Origin of the sequence: Tritonibacter mobilis, assembly GCF_001681715.1 — a bacterium.
Taxonomy (GTDB): domain Bacteria; phylum Pseudomonadota; class Alphaproteobacteria; order Rhodobacterales; family Rhodobacteraceae; genus Epibacterium; species Epibacterium mobile.
In genome coordinates this window covers 1-19,283 of the sequence record NZ_LNWY01000025.1, presented here as the reverse complement: position 1 = coordinate 19,283, position 19,283 = coordinate 1, and the positions used below count along the sequence as shown (strand labels likewise).

17 protein-coding genes and 1 tRNA gene are annotated in these 19,283 nt (G+C 55.9%); 15 read left to right on the top strand and 3 right to left on the bottom strand.

The features are described 5' to 3' along the window. Positions 1–40: 40 nt before the first annotated feature. The 3 genes from UB90_RS20445 to UB90_RS20435 all read right to left on the bottom strand — a co-directional run bounded on the left by UB90_RS20445 (position 41) and on the right by UB90_RS20435 (position 1,653). Entirely contained in the window at positions 41–247 is a 207-nt protein-coding gene (locus tag UB90_RS20445; protein WP_065326722.1) for a hypothetical protein, read from the bottom strand. 129 nt (positions 248–376) lie between these two features. After that, positions 377–462, bottom strand: a tRNA-Leu gene (locus tag UB90_RS20440). A gap of 273 nt (positions 463–735) precedes the next feature. Beyond that, positions 736–1,653 (bottom strand): LysR family transcriptional regulator, encoded by a 918-nt coding sequence (locus UB90_RS20435; RefSeq protein WP_065326782.1) that lies wholly within the window; start codon positions 1,651–1,653, stop codon positions 736–738. A gap of 151 nt (positions 1,654–1,804) precedes the next feature. Here UB90_RS20435 and chvE point away from each other — a divergent pair, with 151 nt between their 5' ends. From chvE to UB90_RS20360, 15 genes are all read left to right on the top strand, one after another. After that, entirely contained in the window at positions 1,805–2,860 is a 1,056-nt protein-coding gene (chvE, locus tag UB90_RS20430; protein WP_065326721.1) for a multiple monosaccharide ABC transporter substrate-binding protein, read from the top strand. An 80-nt stretch (positions 2,861–2,940) separates the two neighbouring features. Next, positions 2,941–4,461: a multiple monosaccharide ABC transporter ATP-binding protein gene (mmsA, locus tag UB90_RS20425; protein WP_065326720.1), complete on the top strand. Its 1,521-nt coding sequence runs from the start codon at positions 2,941–2,943 to the stop codon at positions 4,459–4,461. A gap of 13 nt (positions 4,462–4,474) precedes the next feature. Then, positions 4,475–5,710, top strand: coding sequence for a multiple monosaccharide ABC transporter permease (mmsB, locus tag UB90_RS20420; RefSeq protein ID WP_065326719.1), 1,236 nt, complete (start codon positions 4,475–4,477; stop codon positions 5,708–5,710). A gap of 3 nt (positions 5,711–5,713) precedes the next feature. Then, positions 5,714–7,456, top strand: a complete 1,743-nt coding sequence (araD, locus tag UB90_RS20415; protein ID WP_065326718.1) for an L-arabinonate dehydratase — start codon at positions 5,714–5,716, stop codon at positions 7,454–7,456. Further along, positions 7,456–8,379: a Gfo/Idh/MocA family protein gene (locus tag UB90_RS20410; protein ID WP_065326717.1), complete on the top strand. Its 924-nt coding sequence runs from the start codon at positions 7,456–7,458 to the stop codon at positions 8,377–8,379. The genes araD and UB90_RS20410 overlap by 1 nt, the downstream gene beginning before the upstream one ends. A gap of 135 nt (positions 8,380–8,514) precedes the next feature. Then, the gene (locus tag UB90_RS20405) at positions 8,515–9,432 is read left to right on the top strand and encodes a dihydrodipicolinate synthase family protein (RefSeq protein ID WP_065326716.1); all 918 of its coding nucleotides are present in this window, start codon (positions 8,515–8,517) and stop codon (positions 9,430–9,432) included. Between the two features lie 11 nt (positions 9,433–9,443). Further along, positions 9,444–10,964 (top strand): aldehyde dehydrogenase (NADP(+)), encoded by a 1,521-nt coding sequence (locus UB90_RS20400; protein WP_065326715.1) that lies wholly within the window; start codon positions 9,444–9,446, stop codon positions 10,962–10,964. Continuing rightward, positions 10,961–11,860 (top strand): 2-dehydro-3-deoxygalactonokinase, encoded by a 900-nt coding sequence (locus UB90_RS20395; protein WP_065326714.1) that lies wholly within the window; start codon positions 10,961–10,963, stop codon positions 11,858–11,860. Before UB90_RS20400 ends, UB90_RS20395 begins: the two co-directional genes overlap by 4 nt. Continuing rightward, entirely contained in the window at positions 11,857–12,462 is a 606-nt protein-coding gene (locus UB90_RS20390; RefSeq protein WP_065326713.1) for a 2-dehydro-3-deoxy-6-phosphogalactonate aldolase, read from the top strand. Before UB90_RS20395 ends, UB90_RS20390 begins: the two co-directional genes overlap by 4 nt. Then, the gene (locus tag UB90_RS20385) at positions 12,459–13,313 is read left to right on the top strand and encodes an SMP-30/gluconolactonase/LRE family protein (RefSeq protein WP_065326712.1); all 855 of its coding nucleotides are present in this window, start codon (positions 12,459–12,461) and stop codon (positions 13,311–13,313) included. Before UB90_RS20390 ends, UB90_RS20385 begins: the two co-directional genes overlap by 4 nt. A gap of 459 nt (positions 13,314–13,772) precedes the next feature. Further along, positions 13,773–15,389 carry a peptide ABC transporter substrate-binding protein gene (locus UB90_RS20380; RefSeq protein WP_065326711.1) on the top strand — a complete coding sequence of 539 codons (1,617 nt, stop codon included), beginning with the start codon at positions 13,773–13,775 and terminating at the stop codon, positions 15,387–15,389. A gap of 82 nt (positions 15,390–15,471) precedes the next feature. Then, on the top strand, positions 15,472–16,389 hold the full coding sequence (gene oppB / locus UB90_RS20375; RefSeq protein WP_065326710.1) for an oligopeptide ABC transporter permease OppB: 918 nt from the start codon (positions 15,472–15,474) through the stop codon (positions 16,387–16,389). Between the two features lies 1 nt (position 16,390). Then, positions 16,391–17,305, top strand: a complete 915-nt coding sequence (locus tag UB90_RS20370) for an ABC transporter permease (RefSeq protein ID WP_065326709.1) — start codon at positions 16,391–16,393, stop codon at positions 17,303–17,305. Continuing rightward, complete coding sequence (locus UB90_RS20365; protein WP_065326708.1) at positions 17,305–18,273, top strand: oligopeptide/dipeptide ABC transporter ATP-binding protein; 969 nt, start codon at positions 17,305–17,307, stop codon at positions 18,271–18,273. Before UB90_RS20370 ends, UB90_RS20365 begins: the two co-directional genes overlap by 1 nt. Next, positions 18,270–19,268, top strand: a complete 999-nt coding sequence (locus UB90_RS20360; protein WP_065326707.1) for an oligopeptide/dipeptide ABC transporter ATP-binding protein — start codon at positions 18,270–18,272, stop codon at positions 19,266–19,268. The genes UB90_RS20365 and UB90_RS20360 overlap by 4 nt, the downstream gene beginning before the upstream one ends. Positions 19,269–19,283 lie beyond the last annotated feature (15 nt).

Sequence of the window (19,283 nt, the reverse complement as noted above, 5' to 3'; positions counted from 1 at the left end):
ACGCGCCTTCGTCTTCAAAGATCGTATAGGGATGACCGGCTTAGCTGCCCCCAACGGGCGCCTCCTTGGGCCCGAACCGCTGCGCGAGCACGGGTGTAAGTGCGATCTCGATGCGATTAAAGCCGATGTTTTGCGCCTCTAGGTTTTCGGCGATCCCGACTTGCAGCAGGCCCAGCGCCCGCACCTGACTGCGGGCTATTTCATCGAGGGCATCGTTCTGACGGGTAAAGGCCGACCATGCACTCAACTTTCAACTTGGACTATTCAGTTGGCGCAGCTCAGCCACTGTCGGCTGCTCATGTTATGCTCGCGATCCGAGTAGAAGCTGTAACCGAATGAGCCGCTGGTGAAAGTGAATTCAACTCATGTAAATGAGTGGTACCGCTGACCGGACTCGAACCGGTACGCCCATACAGGCTAGAGATTTTAAGTCTCTTGTGTCTACCATTCCACCACAGCGGCACATGGTCGTGATAGGTTGCATGGAGAGCCTCTTCAAGTCAAAAAAGCCCTGCCAGGGGGAAACGAAATTTATACAGATAGTTGCAGAGTTTTAAGTAGAGGTCCTCAACACAAAGCACTGAAATGGACCTAGTACCCTCGGGCATAGGCTGACCTCACAAACTATCGTGTTCGTCCACCGTTTCATCATGCAAGAGCATTCGAACGGGTCCACTTTGGTTGGAGTGAGTAGCGAAAGTCACCCTTCGCAATCTGACAACATCAATTTGTTGACTATAGATTTCCATATACAGAATCGAGAACCTGCATGGCGGACTGAGGAAGTTGCCGAAATCTGTTGCGGATGATGAAACAAGGCGAAACCATGATCGGGTCAGCCAGATCGAGAGCAACCAGTTTGGTCCCGAGCGGCCCGTGCGCCAGCATTTTTGCGACTTCTTCAGATTGTGGCGCGATCATCTCTTTTGACTCGAGCAACGACAGAACCACCAACAAAGAGGACGAATTGGTGACCCGCGTTGGTGTTTCAACCTTTTTTTCGTGAAAGGCGGCTTCGACGGCCTGACGGATCGGGGAACCTATTTCCTGCACGACCCATTCAAACGCGGTGAGTTCTGCCAGATCAATGCGCGTCTTGCTGGCTAATGGGTGTTCCGGGTGTACGAGAAGGGAAACGATCTCGCTACGCGCGGGCTGAAGGCGGAAATCACGCGCGTCATACTCCGGCGGGATGCGGGCGATCACAAAATCGAAACGACCTTCGACCAGACCGCGCACCAACTCCGTGGAAGGGCCGACTTCGATGGTCATTTCGATATCGGGGGCTGACGCTTTGATGGCACGGATCGCGGGCATCAACAGCCCAACCGCAGGCCCTGTCACCGCGCCAACTCGGGCGCGGCCCGCCTGACCCGACATGATCCGGCGGGCGTCTTCATCAAGTGCATGATATTCTTCTAGGATAATCTTGGCGTGCCTGATGCAGATCTCGCAAAGCGCCGTCGCCACCATTCCCTTGGGGTGACGCTCAAAGAGCGGGCCGCCCACGCGTTCTTCTATCTCGGCGAGGATCCGGGATGCAGCGGGTTGCGACATGCCGACCATCTGAGCAGCTCTTTGCAGCTGACCGGATTCCGCGATTTTCATCAACAGGTTGAGATGTGCTGGTTTGAGGTGACTGGCTAAATCCATACTGGTGTATACCATAAGTGATATGCAGAATCTCGAAAATTCGAATTGAGTGGTATGAATTTCACCTGTTACCCATCTTCAGGGTTCGGGAGGACCTGAAAGGGAGATGAAGCACAGCCGGGAGATGCTGGCTTCAAGTTGGAGGAACACCATGCAGTTCAAGAAAATCCTGGCCTCGGCCAGTGCTCTTGCCATTCTGGCGACAGCGGCATTGGCAGATGGCACTGTCGGGATCGCCATGCCGACCAAGTCTTCGGCGCGCTGGATCTCGGATGGCAATTCCATGGTCGATCAGTTTGAGGCCGCAGGATATGAGACCGATCTTCAATATGCGGAAGACGATATCCCGAACCAGCTGGCTCAGATCGAAAACATGATTACCAAGGGGGTCGATGTACTGGTGATCGCCGCGATTGATGGCACGACCTTGTCGAACGCTTTGGAAAATGCGGCGGCCTCTGGCATCAAGGTCATTGCCTATGACCGGCTGATCCGCGACAGCGGAAATGTCGATTATTACGCGACATTCGACAACTTTAAGGTTGGTGTGCAGCAAGCGACGACGCTGGTTGATGGCTTGAAGGAGCGCTTTCCGGATGTAAAGCCTTGGAATGTCGAGCTGTTCGGAGGCTCGCCCGACGACAACAATGCGTATTTTTTCTATGATGGCGCGATGAGCGTGCTGCAACCGCTGATCGACGACGGCTCGATCCAGGTTGTGTCTGGCCAGATGGGTATGGATACCGTGGGGACCCTGCGTTGGGATGGCGCTGTTGCACAAGCGCGGATGGATAACCTCTTGTCCGCAAATTACACAGACAAGCCCCTGCACGGTGCCCTATCCCCCTATGACGGTTTGTCGATTGGTATTCTCTCATCTCTCAAGGGCGTGGGCTACGGGTCTGGCGACATGCAGATGCCGATTGTGACCGGGCAGGATGCGGAGGTGCCTTCGGTCAAATCCATGATCGCGGGCGAGCAGTATTCCACCATTTTTAAGGACACGCGCGCATTGGCTGGGGTGACCGTGGGTATGGTGGATGCGCTGCTCAAAGGCAGCGAGCCAGAGATCAACGACACGACAACCTATGACAATGGCGTAAAAGTCGTGCCCTCATATCTGCTCGAACCACTGCCGGTGACGGCTGCGAACTGGGAAGAGGTGCTTGTCGGTTCGGGCTACTACACCATGGACCAAATCCAGTAATACCTGCGTAAACAAAGGATTTTCCTTGGCCTGCCCGGGCATTTGTGCGGGCAGGTCCACAAAAAGTCCGAGAGGGTTTTATGTCCGCACTTCTTGAAATGCGCTCGATCACGAAAACCTTTCCTGGCGTGAAGGCACTGGATGAGGTCAGCCTGACGGTCCGCGAGGGAGAAATTCACGCGTTGGTCGGGGAAAACGGAGCCGGGAAATCAACACTGATGAAAGTTCTGTCCGGTGTGTATCCGGCGGGCAGTTACGAGGGTGAAATTCACTATTCCGGCGGTTTGGCCGAGTTCCGCAACATAGCCGACAGCGAGAAACGTGGCATTATCATCATTCATCAGGAACTGGCACTTGTGCCGCTTCTGTCGATCGCGGAAAACCTGTTCCTGGGCAACGAGCAAGCCTCGCGCGGGGTTATCAACTGGCATGGCACCTTTCGGCGGACAGAAGAACTGCTGCATAAAGTTGGCTTGCGCGAGGCACCTACAACACTGGTCGGCAAACTGGGCGTGGGTAAGCAGCAATTGGTCGAGATTGCCAAGGCGCTGTCCAAAGAAGTGCGTCTGCTGATCCTCGACGAGCCAACGGCAGCACTGTCGGAAAGCGACAGTCAAGCGTTGCTGGATCTGCTGCTTGAGTTGAAGGCACAGGGCGTGACCAGCATCATCATCAGTCACAAGCTCAATGAGGTGCGTCGCGTCGCTGACAGCGTCACTGTCATTCGTGACGGGGCGACCGTTTCCAGCATGGATGCGCGCACGCAGGAGATCACCGAAGACGCCATTGTGCGCGACATGGTTGGCCGGGATATGGCGCATCGCTATCCGGCCCGGAGACGTGTTGCAAAAGATGTTCTTTTCGAGGTTCAAAACTGGAATGTCTGGCATCCCGAACAGTCTGACCGGCAGGTGATTAAATCGGCCAATCTCAAGGTATGCGCTGGCGAAGTCGTGGGGATCGCAGGGCTTATGGGGTCCGGCCGGACTGAGCTCGCTATGAGTATTTTCGGCCGTTCTTATGGTCAAAACATCTCGGGCTCAGCCCGTATTAAAGGGCAGGAGGTGGATGTCAGCCGTGTTGATCGCGCCATCGACGCCGGGCTTGCCTATGTGACCGAAGATCGCAAAAGCCTTGGGCTGATCCTGGAGGAGCCGATCAGTCGCAACGTATCGCTCGCCCACCTGCAGGGTGTCTCACAAAACGGAATCCTGAACGACAACCTCGAAACAGAGGTGGCCGAGCGCTATCGCAAGGCGATGAATATTCGCACGCCATCTGTATTTCAGAAGGTGATGAACCTGTCAGGTGGCAACCAGCAAAAGGTGGTGCTGTCCAAATGGCTCTTTGCCGAGCCTGGGGTTCTGATCCTGGACGAGCCGACACGCGGGATCGATGTCGGTGCCAAATTCGAAATTTACGGGATCATCAACGAGCTCTCCGCGATGGGGAAAGGCGTTTTGATGATTTCGTCCGAGATGCCCGAACTCTTGGGCATGTGTGATCGCATCTACGTCATGAACGAAGGCGCTCTGGTCGGTGAGTTGACCGCCGAAGAGGCCAGCCAAGAGCGGATTATGTCGCTCATCGTGACCGAATAGAGAGGAGCAAGGAATGACACTTGCGCAAGCCACCACCACCGAAGCAGAGCCGATGCGGATCGGTGAATATCTGTTGGGCCATCTGCGGACTTACGGGCTGCTTTTCGCGCTTATCGCCATCATGATTTTCTTTCAGATTTCGACGTCTGGTACATTGCTGCGGCCGGTCAATATTACCAATCTGCTGCTACAAAACAGTTACATCATCATCATGGCGCTTGGGATGCTGATCGTCATCGTGTCGGGAAACATCGACTTGTCGGTTGGGTCTGTCATGGGCTTTGTCGGTGCGCTTGCGGCGGTGATGATCGTGCAATTGGATGTGCCTTATCTCTTGGCTATCGTGATCTGCCTTGTCGTCGGGGGCCTGATTGGTGCGGCGCAGGGATATTGGGTCGCATATTGGAAAATCCCGTCGTTCATAGTGACGCTTGCAGGAATGCTGGTGTTTCGTGGGCTGTCTTTGTTGCTGCTTGAAGGTCAATCTGTCGGACCGTTCCCGCGGGAATTTCAGGCCCTGGCCAATGGGTTTGTGGCGGACGTCTTTCCCGCAGGAATTGGGCAGACATTTGCGGCGATGTTTGGTGCGCGACAGGTGAACGTCCTAGCGCTTGGTGTCGGGATCATCGCGGCAGTCGCAATCGTCTGGAGCGGCCTGCGCGCCAGAGCCCGCAATCGCGCATACGGTGTCGTGGACGAGCCGCGCGCGTTCTTTATTGCCCGCAATGTGATCGTCGTAGGAGCCATCGTATTCATTATGTTCAAGCTCTCGACCTTTCGGGGCTTGCCGAATGTGCTGATTACCATGGGTGTGCTGACCATGATCTACGCGTTCCTCACAGAGCGCACCGTGCTGGGGCGCAGGGTTTATGCGCTAGGCGGCAATCAGAAGGCGGCGAAATTATCTGGCATTAAGACCGAGCGGCTGACTTTTCTGGCCTTTGTAAACATGGGGGTGCTGGCAGCGGCGGCGGGTCTGGTCTTTGCCGCGCGCCTGAACACTGCGACGCCAAAAGCAGGGTTCGCGCTGGAACTCGACGTGATCGCGGCAGTCTTCATTGGCGGCGCATCCATGTCCGGCGGGGTGGGCACGATCGTTGGGGCAGTGGTCGGTGCATTCTTGATGGGGGTGCTCAACAACGGCATGTCGATCATGGGGATCGGCATCGATTATCAGCAGATGATCAAGGGGCTTGTTCTGCTCGCCGCTGTCATCTTTGACGTCTACAACAAATCAAAGCAGGGGTAAGCTATGGCGTTCGAACCCGCACCCTGGCCGCGCAGGCTCCGCTCGCAGGAATGGTATGCCGGAAACGGTCGCGACACGATCTATCACCGCGGCTGGATGAAAAACCAAGGCTACCCACATGATCTGTTCGACGGGCGTCCGATCATCGGTATCCTTAATACTTGGTCCGATCTGACACCTTGCAACGGGCATCTTCGCGAGTTGGCTGAGAAGGTGAAGGCTGGCATCTGGGAGGCGGGCGGTTTCCCCGTCGAAGTTCCGGTCTTTTCAGCTTCTGAGAATACGTTTCGTCCAACAGCGATGATGTTTCGCAACCTCGCCGCCATGTCGATTGAAGAGCAGATGCGAGGGCAACCAATCGATGGTGCGGTGTTGCTGGTTGGGTGTGACAAGACCACACCGTCATTGTTGATGGCGGCGGCTTCTACTGATTTGCCATCTATCGTGGTGACGGGCGGGCCGATGCTGAACGGGTATTTTCGCGGTGAGCGGGTCGGATCAGGCACTCATTTGTGGAAGTTCTCCGAGGCGGTGAAGGCGGGCGAGATGACACAGGACGAGTTCCTCGAAGCCGAAGAATCCATGAGCCGGTCATCCGGGACTTGTAATACCATGGGCACCGCTTCGACGATGGCGAGTATGGCTGAGGCGCTTGGTATGGCTCTTTCAGGCAATGCTGCAATTCCAGCTGTCGACAGTCGCCGCCGGGTGATCGCGCAGATGTCAGGACGACGCATCGTTCAGATGGTGAAGGATGATTTGAAGCCCTCGGACATTATGACAAAGCAGGCCTTTGAAAACGCAATCAGGACAAATGGCGCGATCGGGGGGTCAACCAATGCAGTGATCCACATGCTTGCCATCGCGGGCAGGGTCGGGGTCGATCTGACGCTGGACGATTGGGATCGTTGCGGGCGGGACGTTGCCACGATCGTCAACCTGATGCCCTCGGGGGCCTATCTGATGGAGGAGTTCTTTTATGCAGGTGGCCTGCCTGTCGTTCTGAAACGCTTGGGTGAAGGAGGGCAGTTGCACAAAACTGCGCTAACGGTATCCGGACAAACGATCTGGGACGAGGTGAAGGATGTCCGCAACTGGAACGAAGACGTCATCCTGCCGCTCTCCAAAGCGCTGACCCAGCAGGGCGGCATCGCCGTGGTCCGTGGCAACCTTGCCCCGCAGGGCGCGGTTTTGAAACCTTCGGCTGCCACACCACAGCTGCTCAAACACCGGGGCAGGGCGGTCGTGTTCGAGGATATTGACGACTACAAAGCTAGGATCAATGACGAGGCGCTCGACATAGACGAGAGCTGCGTGATGGTTCTGAAGAATTGCGGCCCAAAGGGCTACCCCGGCATGGCGGAGGTCGGCAACATGGGGCTGCCACCCAAAGTTCTGAGGAAAGGTATAACCGATATGGTTCGTATCTCGGATGCGCGCATGTCGGGTACGGCTTATGGAACTGTCGTTTTACATACCTCGCCCGAGGCCGCAGCAGGCGGACCCCTTGCGGTGGTCAGGACCGGGGACATGATTGAATTGGACGTAGAAGCGCGACGTTTGCACCTCGATATTCCCAACGCTGAACTGACGGCCCGGCTACAGGCTTGGGCGCCGAGCCACGAGCAAGTTGATAGCGGCTATCTCTGGATGCATCAGCAGCACGTGCAGGGCGCGGATACCGGCGCTGATCTCGATTTTCTGAAGGGTTGCCGCGGATCTCCTGTCGGAAAGGACTCTCATTGATGGAAATCGCATTAATCGGCATCGGAAAGATCGCAATCGACCAACATGTGCCCGCGATCCAGAACAGCCCTGACTGGAATTTATCTGCGACCGTGTCACGTCATGGTACAGTGGCGGGCGTTCCTGCCTTTCATGATTTTGCACAGATGCTGGAAGAGCGGCCAGACATCCGTGTCGTGTCGCTCTGCCTGCCGCCGGTTCCACGGTTTGACTATGCGGCTGCGGCAATCCGCGCGGGTCGGCACGTGATGCTTGAAAAACCGCCCGGTGCGACGCTGTCGGAATGCCACGCGCTCAAAGCGATGGCGCAAGCTCATCGGGTGTCGCTTTATGCAACGTGGCATTCACGGCAAGCAGACAAAGTGCTTGCGGCAAAGGCTTGGCTTGCAGAAAAGGCGCTGCAGAAACTGACGATCAACTGGCGAGAAGATGTGCGGCAATGGCATCCCGGGCAAGACTGGGTGTTTGAGGCAGGCGGTTTAGGTGTCTTTGATCCGGGCATCAACGCACTGTCGATCCTGACGGAAATTCTGCCTGAGCCAGTTCATCTGACCGGGGCTCAGCTCCACTTTCCCGCGAACCGCGAGGCGCCAATTGCAGCGGAATGCAGCTTTCATCATCCGAGGGGAGCTGAGGTGTCCATGAACCTCGACTGGCTGGAGCCCGGTGCGCCGACATGGACCATTCAGGCCGAAACCGATCAAGGCATTATGATCCTAGAAAATGGTGGTGATAAGCTGACGATTGATGGCGAGATTGACGAAAGTGTCTCGGATCTGACCGGTGAATACCCTCGTCTTTACGCTCAGATGGCCTCTTTGGTGCAAAGGGGGGGCATAGATATGGATCTGTCGCCCATGCGGCATGTGGCCGATGCTTTTACACTCGGCAAGCGCATCACCGTTGAACCCTTCGAATGGTAATCGACTGAGCGGGGGCTGGGAGTCGTTGAGCACCAAGTCCAGCGCAACGCTGACTCTTTCGCTTCTCTGGCAGTGCAGAGGGCAGTTTTCATGCAGGTTTCACGTCTTGGCGTGACCTGAGACTGAGAGGTCAAAATGCAAAATCCACTTACCGGTATTCTGCCGGTCGCTCCAACACCGTTTCACAGCGATGGGGCCATTGATCCCGATGGGATGCGGCGCGTGCTTGATTGTATGATCGACCAAGGCGTTGATGCGATCTGTATCCTTGCCAACTATTCCGAACAGTTCCTGCTGTCGGACGAAGAGCGCGCGACCCTCACTCGGGTCAGTCTTGACCATGTGGCGGGCCGGGTTCCGGTCATTGTCACGATCAGCCATTTTGCAACAGACATCGTCATACACCGCGCGAAAGAAGCGCAGAGTTTGGGGGCGTCGATGCTCATGATGATGCCGCCGTATCATGGCGTGGGGCTTGCTCCTTCTGAACAGGGAGTGTTCGAACATTTTGCGGCCGTCTCGAACGCGATTTCTATCCCGATCATGGTGCAGGATGCTCCGCTATCGGGAGTGTCCTTGCCCGTACCATTGCTGGTCAAGATGGCGAAGGAGATCGAACACGTCTCTTACTTTAAGATCGAAACACCGTTTGCAGCCGACAAACTCGCCGCGCTGATCGACTTGGGCGCAGAGCATATTGTCGGACCATTTGATGGCGAAGAAGCAGTGACCTTGCTGGCCGATCTTGATGCAGGCTGTACGGGAACGATGACCTCGGCACTGCAGCCGGAAAAGATCCGCCCCATTGTAACAGACTACCGTGCAGGCAACATGGAGGCGGCACTGGATCAGTGGAAGCTATGCCTGCCGCTGATCAACCACGAAAACCGCCAGTGTGGGCTGCGCGCTGCAAAAACGGTGATGATGGAGGGTGGCGTTATCGGCTCTGATTACGTGCGCCATCCGCTGACTCCGCTGTCGCCACGTACCAAAGAGCGGCTTATTTCGCTGTCACGAGAACTCGACCTGATCGCGCTGCGCTGGGGTAAATAAAGAGGTAATTCATGGCGTATCGACCGCACGGAAAACACTTGATTAGAGGCGCATGGATCGGCTCTGCCACCACTTTTGCGTCGCAGCCGATCGACGGACTATCGCACGAGACGGCCAATGGTGACGCAAAGGATGTCGATCGCGCGGTTCAAGCCGCAGAGGACGCGTTCTGGACCTTTGGCTCTACCTCTCGCGCAGAGCGGGCAGCGTTTTTACGCTCCATCGCGGAGGAGATCGAGGCTCGGGCAGATGAAATCACAGAAATTGGCGTTCGAGAAACCGGCCTGCCTGAGGCGCGATTGCAGGGGGAACGGGGCCGGACCACTGGTCAGTTGCGTCTGTTCGCAGACCATATTGAAGTGGGCGAATACCTCGACCATCGTCACGATCCCGCATTACCGAACCGTCAGCCTCTGGCACGACCGGACCTCAAGATGGTGCAGCGCCCCATAGGGCCAGTTGCGGTTTTTGGTGCATCAAACTTCCCGCTCGCCTTTTCTACAGCCGGCGGCGATACCGCGTCAGCCTTGGCAGCCGGGTGTCCGGTTGTCGTTAAGGGCCACCCAGCCCACCCAGGCACAGGCGAAATTATTGCCGAAGCGGTCCTTGCCGCGATCACGAAATGCGATCTGCATCCTGGGTGCTTTAATCTTGTGCAAGGCAATACGAAGGAATTGGGCGCCGCATTGGTGCAGCACCCGCTGATTGCAGCGGTGGGGTTCACCGGATCGCTCGGTGCCGGGCGCGCGCTCTTTGACTTGTGTGCTAGCCGCCCAACGCCGATCCCGTTCTTCGGCGAATTGGGCAGTGTGAACCCTATATTCCTGCTGCCAGAAGCGATGTCAGCGCGGAGCGAGGCCTTGGCCCAAGATTGGGCCGCATCACTCACCATGGGAGCAGGACAGTTTTGTACCAATCCCGGCGTGGTCGTTTTGATGGAGGGGCCCAGTGCAGACTTTTTCACTGAAACTGCGCGTTTGGCCCTGTCTGAGGGTGGTGCCCAGACCATGCTGACCGAAGGGATTGCAAACAGCTATCGGGCTGGCTGCGAACGGGTTGCTAACATGAGTGGAGTAACGGAGGTTCTGAGTTCTGCCTGTGATGGGCGCAGGGCAAAGCCGTACCTCTCCGATACAACGGGCGAGGAATGGCTGGCAAACGACACGCTCGCTCACGAGATTTTTGGCCCATTTGGTGTGATAGTTCGAGTAAAAGATCGTGAGGAGATGCTTGCTGTGGCGCGCGCTCTCAAGGGTCAACTGACCTGCACGCTGATGATGGATGAGAGTGACAGCGACCTTGCGCACCACCTCATGCCAGTTCTTGAGCGAAAGGCAGGGCGTATTTTGACCAACGGCTATCCAACCGGAGTCGAGGTTTGCGACAGTATGGTGCATGGCGGACCATATCCTGCATCGACCAACTTCGGCGCGACCAGTGTGGGAACGCTGGCGATCCGGCGTTTTCTGCGTCCGGTTTGCTATCAGAATATGCCTGACGCGCTGCTGCCCAACGACGTGAGCGGCTTATGACAGCACCAGATTGGATCGCGGTTGATTGGGGGACATCCAACCTTCGGATTTGGGCAATGCGCGCCGATGACACTGTTCTGGAACGGCGTAAATCGGATCACGGGATGGGTCGTCTGCGAGAGGACCAATTTGAGGAGAGCTTTCTGTCGCTTGTCGAAGACTTGCTGCCAGACCGCCCAACTCCGGTTTTGGTTTGCGGTATGGCTGGGGCGCGAGGCGGCTGGCGGGAGGCAGGTTATGTTTCGGTTCCCGCGGCCCCGCAAAACGGGACCGTATCGCGGGTTATCACGAATGATAGTCGCATAGATGTGCGCATCTTGCCGGGCTTGTCACAAACAAACCCGCCGGATGTGATGCGGGGCGAAGAAACTCAGATAGCTGGTGTTCTCGCCCGAAATCCGGAGTTTGACGGCGTAATCTGCTTGCCCGGTACGCATACAAAATGGGTGCGCGTCGCAGGTGGCGCGGTCCTTGAGTTCAGGACGTTTATGACTGGAGAGTTGTTTGCCATTCTCACGCAACACTCGATCCTACGGCAGAGCCTCGACGGTGATTGGGACAATGCCGCGTTTACCGACGCCGTGTCACAGGGTTTAGCCACCCCTGAAGACACCAGCGCGGCGCTCTTTGGTTTGAGAGCGCAGAATTTGCTCGCCACAACAGGTCGCGGGGAAACGCGGGCGCGCTTATCAGGAGTGTTGATAGGTTTGGAACTCGCTGGGGCGCGTTCGTTCTGGGAACAAAACCCTGTAATTCTAGTGGGCGAGAAACGGACAAGGGAGCTATATGCTTCTCTGGGCCGACTTGCGCCCGAGGTCCGCCACGCCGAAACTGAGGACATGACCCTCGCAGGTCTCATCGCTGCACGGTCTGCGCTAAAAGGAGAAGATGTGTGATCCGAAACATTATGGCGATACTGCGCGGCGTCACCCCGGATGAAGCCGTTGCAATTTGCGGGGCCCTGATCGATTCAGGCATTACCATCATTGAGGTGCCGCTAAATTCTCCCGATCCTCTCTCCTCTATCAGCCGCATGGTTCAAGCACACGGAGTACGGGCCAGTATTGGAGCCGGAACAGTGCTGACATCTACACAGGTGGGCGAGGTCGCCGCGGCAGGCGGGCGCTTTGTGGTTTCGCCGAACGTAAACCCAGATGTTATTCGCGCGACCAAGCAGATTGGGCTTACATCCTATCCGGGGGTGATGACGCCTTCTGAGTCTTTCACGGCTCTGGCCAGTGGTGCAGATGCGCTAAAGTTCTTCCCGGGTGAGGTTATCGGGCCGACCGGACTAAAGGCTGTCCGTGCAGTTTTACCATCTGAAGTGCCCTGCTGGGCGGTCGGTGGCGTTTCACCAACAACATTGGGGCACTGGTTTGCGGCTGGGGCCAATGGCGTCGGCGTTGGGAGTGCACTTTTTAAGCCGGGGGATACGGCTCAAATCGTAGCAGACAAAGCCGCCGCATTTGCGGCGAGCTACGACGAGGCCCGACCATGACAGATATTGCGACAGTATTTGATGAGCGCGCCTGCGAATTGGGGGAAGGCCCGTTGTGGCACCCTTTGCGCAAGCACTTGTTCTGGTTTGATATTCTTGGCCATAGACTCTTGTCCCGTGTCAACGGTCAGGCCTTGGAATGGCAATTCAGCGAATGCCACTCTGCCGCGGGTTGGATTGATAAAGACACATTGCTTATCGCCTCGGAGACTGGGCTGTGGAGATTTGATATTGGCACAGGTCATCGCGATTTGATTTGTGAACTTGAAGCCAACAATCCTGATACCAGATCAAACGATGGTCGCGCCGACCCAAAAGGCGGGTTCTGGATCGGCACCATGGGAAAGCGCGCAGAAGCCGGATACGGCGCGATTTACCGGTATTATCGTGGCGAGTTGCGAAATCTCTGGTCGGGCCTGTCGATCCCCAATTCGATCTGCTTTTCTCCGGATGGAAGCACTGCGTATTTTGCAGATACGCAGCAGGGGCGGATTTTGAAGCAACCGCTTGACCATGAAGGGTGGCCCAAAGGGGAACCCGGCGCCTTTGCTGATCCCGGATCCGAAGGTTTTAACCCAGACGGTTCGGTGGTTGATGCACAAGGTGGCCTTTGGAATGCGCAATGGGGTGCGGGTAGGGTAGTTCGGTATTCTCAAGACGGAGAAGTTGACCGGATCATTGAAGTGGCAGGGTTGCATTCTTCTTGTCCTGCGTTTGGTGGGCCGAATATGCAGACACTTTTTGTAACGACGGCCTTTGAGGGAATTGCCAACCCAAATCCATCTCAGGGCTGTGTTTATCAAGTTCCCGTGGAGCAATCAGGTGTTCCGGAACATGCTGTACGGTGCTGAGTTCGTAGATTTGTTCTGATAGGGGCGCGGGTGATCTATGCGCTGTTGGCCGTGATGGGTCGCCGCTTGATACCTATTTGTGCCATCCATCCACATCGCAACACGGGGCGTTGTCATCTAAGGCCAAATACCTGAACGCCCGTGGGTTCGCGAGCAGTTGTCAGGCGTGTGACATCATCAAAAGCCGCAGGTCTATTCCCCTGACCCCGTGCCGTATCCGCAGGCTGCCAAATGGCGGTACACGTGTGATGGCGGGCAATCGATTTATGACCGATTAGGAAAAATGCGGAGGGCCCAGCCAAGCCTCATATTCCTTTCCTTTGCACACCGCCCGTTCTTCCATCGGCGCAAAATTGCTCTCTGTTGATGACGCAAGGCACCCTCTTGCAACTGAATACAGATTCAGATTGGATGACTTCAATCATAACGAGAAAAGCTACCAACAGACGGAGAGTCATCATGAAAATTCGCACAACATTGGCGTCCTCGGCACTTGCCTTGGGCCTCGCGTTGCAGGCGCATGCGGCGGATGTGCCTGAGGGCGTAACTTTGGCCGCTGATCAGTCCTATACCTTCTGGCTTTTGGATGCGATCAAGTCGATGGACCCGCAAATCAATACCGATGTCGAAGGTTCTGATGTTCTGCGTAACATCTTTGAAGGGCTCTACAACGAAGACGGAAACGGCGACTTGGTTCCCGGCGTGGCACTGGATCACGAGGTGTCGGAGGATGGTAAAACCTACACATTCAACCTGCGCAAAGATGCCAAGTGGTCGAATGGCGAACCAGTGACCGCTGCGGATTTTGTTTATTCTTGGCGTCGGTTGGCCAACCCTGCGACCGCGTCGGAGTACGCGTGGTACATGGAATTGATGCAGGTTGAGAATGCACCTGAGGTGATCGCGGGTGACAAATCTCCCGAAGAACTTGGTGTGCGTGCAGTGGACGACCACACCCTAGAGGTCAAGATCACGACACCGTTGCCCTATTTCCCCCAAATGCTCGTCCACGCATCAACCTTCCCGGTGCTACAAAGTGTTGTGGAAGAGCATGGGGATGACTGGACCGATGCGGGAACGCTGGTGGGCAACGGGGCCTATACTCTGACCGCGCATCAACTGGGCGAACGGGTCGTCATGGAGAAAAACGACACCTATTGGGATGCTGACAATGTGGTGATGGAAACACTCACGGCATTGACCATTAATGATGTGAACCAAGGCTTGACACGCTACCTTGCGGGCGAGCTGGATCGGGTTGATATTCCCGCTGGGCAATATCCGCGGCTAAAGAAAGAATACCCTGAGCAAGCGGTCTCGACCCCTTATAATTGTTCTTACATCTACGTGCTGAATGTGGGGGAAAAGGGTCCTGAAGCCTTGCGCGATGTGCGGGTTCGTCAGGCGCTGGCCTATGCGATTGACCGCGACATTATCGTCGACCGCATTCTGCAGGGGGGGCAAAAGGCCTCATATAATTGGACCCATTGGGCAATTGCCGACTTTGAGCGTCCGGAGTTGGCATGGGCGGATGAGATGGATCAGTCTCAACGTCTCGAAAAAGCCAAGGCCCTGATGGCAGAGGCTGGATATGGATCAGACAATCCGCTTGATCTGACGCTGCAGTACAACACGTCCGAGGACCACAAGAAGATTGCCATCGCGGCCTCACAAATGCTCAAGCAAATCGGTGTGAACATCACGCTCGATAACTATGAGTGGAAGGTTCACACTGATCGGATGCATAATCAGGACTTTGACATGGCGCGTTATGCGTGGTGCGGAGACTACAATGAGGCGTCGACCTATCTGGACTTGATGACCTCTTACTCTGGCCACAACAACGGCGAGTTTTTCAACGACGCCTATGACAAGGTCATGAAAGATAGCAAGACCGCTGAAAATCCGCAGCCGCTCTATCAAGACGCTGAACGCATTCTGGCGGAAGAAATGCCGATTATCCCGATCTATCACTATGCCAACGTCGATATGATCGCCGAAGATATCAAAGGTCTGCCGCAGAACAATGTGAACAATAACTGGTATGGTAAGGATCTATACCGCGTCGCGGAGTAATCCTACTCGGGCGAGCGGTCCTTTTTGGTGGATCGCTCGCCTTTATACCTAGCCACCTCGACTTGTTCCGGGAGCGACAGTCTTGTTCACTTACATCCTTAAGCGTCTTGCTATTGCGATCCCGACGCTTTTGCTTTTGATCGTGATTTCCTTCGTGTTGATGCATTCCGCCCCCGGCGGGCCATTTACATCGGAACGGGAATTGCCGCCGCAGGTCTTGGCCAACCTAAATGCGAAATACGGCCTCGACGATCCCTTGTGGAGGCAGATCGTCAATTATGTCTGGGGGATCGTCAGCGAATTCGATTTCGGCCCGAGTTTTGTCTACAAAGACCGCACGGTAAACGAGATCATCGCGCAAGGCTTCCCGATCACATTGACCTATGGGCTTTTGTCCTTCGCTGTTGCGGTGATTGTTGGCGCGAGCCTTGGTGTGGCAGCAGCCATGCGACACAACTCTCTGTTGGATTATGCCGCAGTAGGTGTTTCCATCGGCGCGCAAGTGTTGCCCAACTTCGTGATGGCACCAATCCTCGTACTGGTCTTCACACTGTGGCTCAGTTGGTTGCCGGGAGGTGGCTGGCAGGGACCCGAATATTGGATCATGCCAGTGATCGCGCTTTCAACGTCTTTCATGGCGTCGATCGCGCGGATCACGCGCTCATCCATGCTTGAGGTGCTGACCTCAAACCATATCCGTACAGCGCGTGCGAAAGGCCTGCCCGAACGTCAGGTAATTTTGCGTCACGCGCTGAAGCCTGCGATGCTTCCTGTCATTTCCTATCTTGGTCCCGCCTTTGTGGCGATGATCACAGGCTCGGTGGTGGTTGATATCTATTTTTCGACCGGCGGCATCGGCAAGGCTTTTGTCGATAGCGCCCTGAATCGCGATTACGCAGTCATGATGGGCGTGACGATCCTGATGGGGGCGCTGACCATCTTCTTCAACCTCGTGGTCGATATCCTTTATGGATGGATCGATCCAAAGATCAGGTATTAACATGGCAATGACACCGGAACAGGCCGTCGAAGCCAATGCGCTCGTTGGAAAAGGCCGATCCCCATGGTCTGATGCACGGCGGCGTTTCTTTCGCAACAAGGCGGCCCTTGTGGGGCTCGCCATCCTCGGTTTCGTGGTGGTTTTCGCACTCTTTGGAAATTTTTTCGCACAGTGGTCGAACGAGGAACTCGACTATAACGTGATGGGGCAGGTTGCCGAATTGGGTGGGCCATCATTCGCAAGTGGCCACTATTTTGGCACTGATGATCTGGGACGGGATCTCTTTGCGCGTACGGTACAAGGAACGCAAATCAGTCTCGCGGTTGGACTGGTCGGTGCGCTGATCGCTTGCATCATTGGTACTCTTTACGGGGCTATCGCAGGTTACGTCGGCGGGCGTACAGACAACATCATGATGCGGCTCGTCGATATCTTTATGGCGGTGCCTTACATGTTTGTGCTGATCCTGCTTTTGGTCATGTACGGACGCTCGATTACGATACTATTCGCGGGCATAGGTGTGATCTCATGGATGGAAATGGCGCGCATCGTGCGGGGCCAGACGTTGACCATCAAGGGCCGAGAATTCGTCGAGGCCGCCCGTGCCACGGGGGTGTCCGCACCAGTAATCATTCTGCGCCATATTGTGCCAAACCTGCTTGGTGTGATCGCGGTATATGCCACTCTGCTGGTGCCGCTGATGATCCTGACCGAGAGCTTCATTTCGTTTCTCGGCCTTGGGGTACAGGAACCCCTGACCTCTTTGGGGGCTCTGATTTCCGAAGGGGCTGGGACCATCGCTTATGGCACCACCTGGCAGTTGGGTTTTCCTCTTCTGTTCTTCTGTCTCACGCTGTTCGGCCTGTTCTTTGTGGGTGACGGGCTGCGAGACGCACTTGACCCCAAGGATCGCTGATGTCGCTTTTGCAGATCAACAATCTCTGTGTCACTTTTGACGGCGAAGACGGACCGGTGCATGCGGTCAATAACCTCTCGCTTTCCATCGACCGTGGTGAAACCTTGGGCATCGTCGGTGAAAGCGGGTCTGGCAAATCGCAAACCGCCTTTTCTATTATGGGGTTGCTCGCCCCCAACGGACGTACCGAAGGCTCCATACGTTTTGATGGGCAAGAGATCTTGGGTGCAAAGCCCAAGGTGCTCAATAAAATTCGAGCGGAGCGGGTTGCGATGATCTTTCAAGATCCAATGACGTCGCTCAACCCCTATATGCGGATATCTGACCAGATGACCGAAGTTCTGACATTGCATCAGGGTCTGTCAAAGCGAGACGCGCTCGCAGAGTCGATACGCATGTTGGATGCTGTAAAAATCCCTGCAGCGAGGGAACGTGTTCGGCTCTATCCGCATGAATTTTCAGGCGGCATGCGACAGCGCGTGATGATCGCCATGTCACTTTTGTGCAAGCCTGACATTTTGATCGCAGATGAACCGACAACTGCGCTCGACGTGACCGTGCAGGCGCAGATCATGGATCTATTGGGCGATTTGCAAAAAGACTTTGGCATGGCGACGATCCTGATTACGCACGATTTGGGGGTGGTCGCGGGGTTTTGCGAACGTGTGCTGGTTATGTATGGCGGTCGCGTGATGGAGCAGGGCCCCACAGAGCCGCTTTTTGCGGCTCCCTCGCATCCTTATACGTGCGGATTGTTGGCGGCAGTGCCGCGTGTCGATGATGCTGACGCCGCAATGAAGGCAATCCCCGGCAACCCGCCGAATATGGCCGCTCCGCCGGAAGGATGCCCCTTTCGCCCACGCTGTCGCTTTGCCGCGGAGGATTGCCGCGTAATGCCCGCGCTAACAGCTTTTGCCGAAGACCGCGCGCGCGCATGCCAGCGCCCAGTTGAGGAGGTCGCCGCATGAGTCCACTTCTCTCCGTCCGCAAATTGGATATCAAATTTCAGCTCGTGCGCCCCGGCGACATGCCTTGGACCAAACCGCGCTATCTGCACGCGGTCAACGGTGTGGATTTCGATCTGGAGGCGGGCAAAACGCTCGGTGTTGTCGGCGAGTCTGGCAGCGGCAAGTCTACAATGGCGCGGGGTCTGATCCAGATGGTACCGGCCACGGGGCAGGTGACGTGGCGTGGTGAAACCGACCTTCTGTCGCTCAGTCCACGCCGGATGAAACCATACCGCTCTGAAATCCAAATGGTGTTTCAGGACCCGCTGGCCTCGCTGAACCCTCGTATGACACTCGGGCAAATCATTGCCGAACCACTTGCGACGCACCGCCCAGATATTCCGGCCAAGGAACGCCGCAAACGTGTTGCGCAGATGATGGAGCGGGTGGGATTGTTGCCGCAGATGATCAACCGCTACCCGCATGAGTTTTCCGGTGGCCAATGTCAGCGTATCGGTATTGCCCGTGCGCTTATCGTTGAACCAAAACTCTTGATCTGTGATGAACCCGTCTCGGCGCTGGATGTTTCAATTCAGGCACAAGTGATTGAGCTTTTGAAGGAATTGCAGCGTGATTTGGGGTTGGCGATGATCTTTATCGCCCACGATTTGAGTGTGGTTAAAAACATCTCTGACGAGGTTATGGTGCTGTATCTGGGACGGATTATGGAGAAGGCGCCAAAAGCTGAACTCTACAATGATCCGCAACATCCCTACACACAGGCGCTTCTTTCGGCGGTGCCAATCCCTGATCCGGTGGCGGAGCGAGCAAAGCGCATCATGCCGATGGTAGGTGACATGCCGTCCCCGATGAACCCGCCCTCCGGCTGTGTCTTCCGTGGTCGGTGCCCGCGTGCTCAAGACGACTGCGCGCAGATCGTGCCACAGCCCAATACTGGCGCACATGCTACAGCTTGCCTTCATCCGGGGCCGCAATACTCGGGTGAAACCACCTAGGACGTGTTGACAAAA

What these genes read in the sequence shown, in the direction of transcription:
- UB90_RS20400 (WP_065326715.1), top strand. Translation starts at nt 9,444, where the DNA reads ATGGCGTATCGACCGCACGGAAAACACTTGATTAGAGGCGCATGGATC.
- UB90_RS20360 (WP_065326707.1), top strand. Translation starts at nt 18,270, where the DNA reads ATGAGTCCACTTCTCTCCGTCCGCAAATTGGATATCAAATTTCAGCTC.
- mmsA (WP_065326720.1), top strand. Translation starts at nt 2,941, where the DNA reads ATGTCCGCACTTCTTGAAATGCGCTCGATCACGAAAACCTTTCCTGGC.
- UB90_RS20385 (WP_065326712.1), top strand. Translation starts at nt 12,459, where the DNA reads ATGACAGATATTGCGACAGTATTTGATGAGCGCGCCTGCGAATTGGGG.
- UB90_RS20435 (WP_065326782.1), bottom strand. Translation starts at nt 1,653, where the DNA reads ATGGATTTAGCCAGTCACCTCAAACCAGCACATCTCAACCTGTTGATG.
- UB90_RS20365 (WP_065326708.1), top strand. Translation starts at nt 17,305, where the DNA reads ATGTCGCTTTTGCAGATCAACAATCTCTGTGTCACTTTTGACGGCGAA.
- chvE (WP_065326721.1), top strand. Translation starts at nt 1,805, where the DNA reads ATGCAGTTCAAGAAAATCCTGGCCTCGGCCAGTGCTCTTGCCATTCTG.
- UB90_RS20410 (WP_065326717.1), top strand. Translation starts at nt 7,456, where the DNA reads ATGGAAATCGCATTAATCGGCATCGGAAAGATCGCAATCGACCAACAT.
- UB90_RS20380 (WP_065326711.1), top strand. Translation starts at nt 13,773, where the DNA reads ATGAAAATTCGCACAACATTGGCGTCCTCGGCACTTGCCTTGGGCCTC.
- araD (WP_065326718.1), top strand. Translation starts at nt 5,714, where the DNA reads ATGGCGTTCGAACCCGCACCCTGGCCGCGCAGGCTCCGCTCGCAGGAA.
- mmsB (WP_065326719.1), top strand. Translation starts at nt 4,475, where the DNA reads ATGACACTTGCGCAAGCCACCACCACCGAAGCAGAGCCGATGCGGATC.
- UB90_RS20405 (WP_065326716.1), top strand. Translation starts at nt 8,515, where the DNA reads ATGCAAAATCCACTTACCGGTATTCTGCCGGTCGCTCCAACACCGTTT.
- UB90_RS20370 (WP_065326709.1), top strand. Translation starts at nt 16,391, where the DNA reads ATGGCAATGACACCGGAACAGGCCGTCGAAGCCAATGCGCTCGTTGGA.
- UB90_RS20395 (WP_065326714.1), top strand. Translation starts at nt 10,961, where the DNA reads ATGACAGCACCAGATTGGATCGCGGTTGATTGGGGGACATCCAACCTT.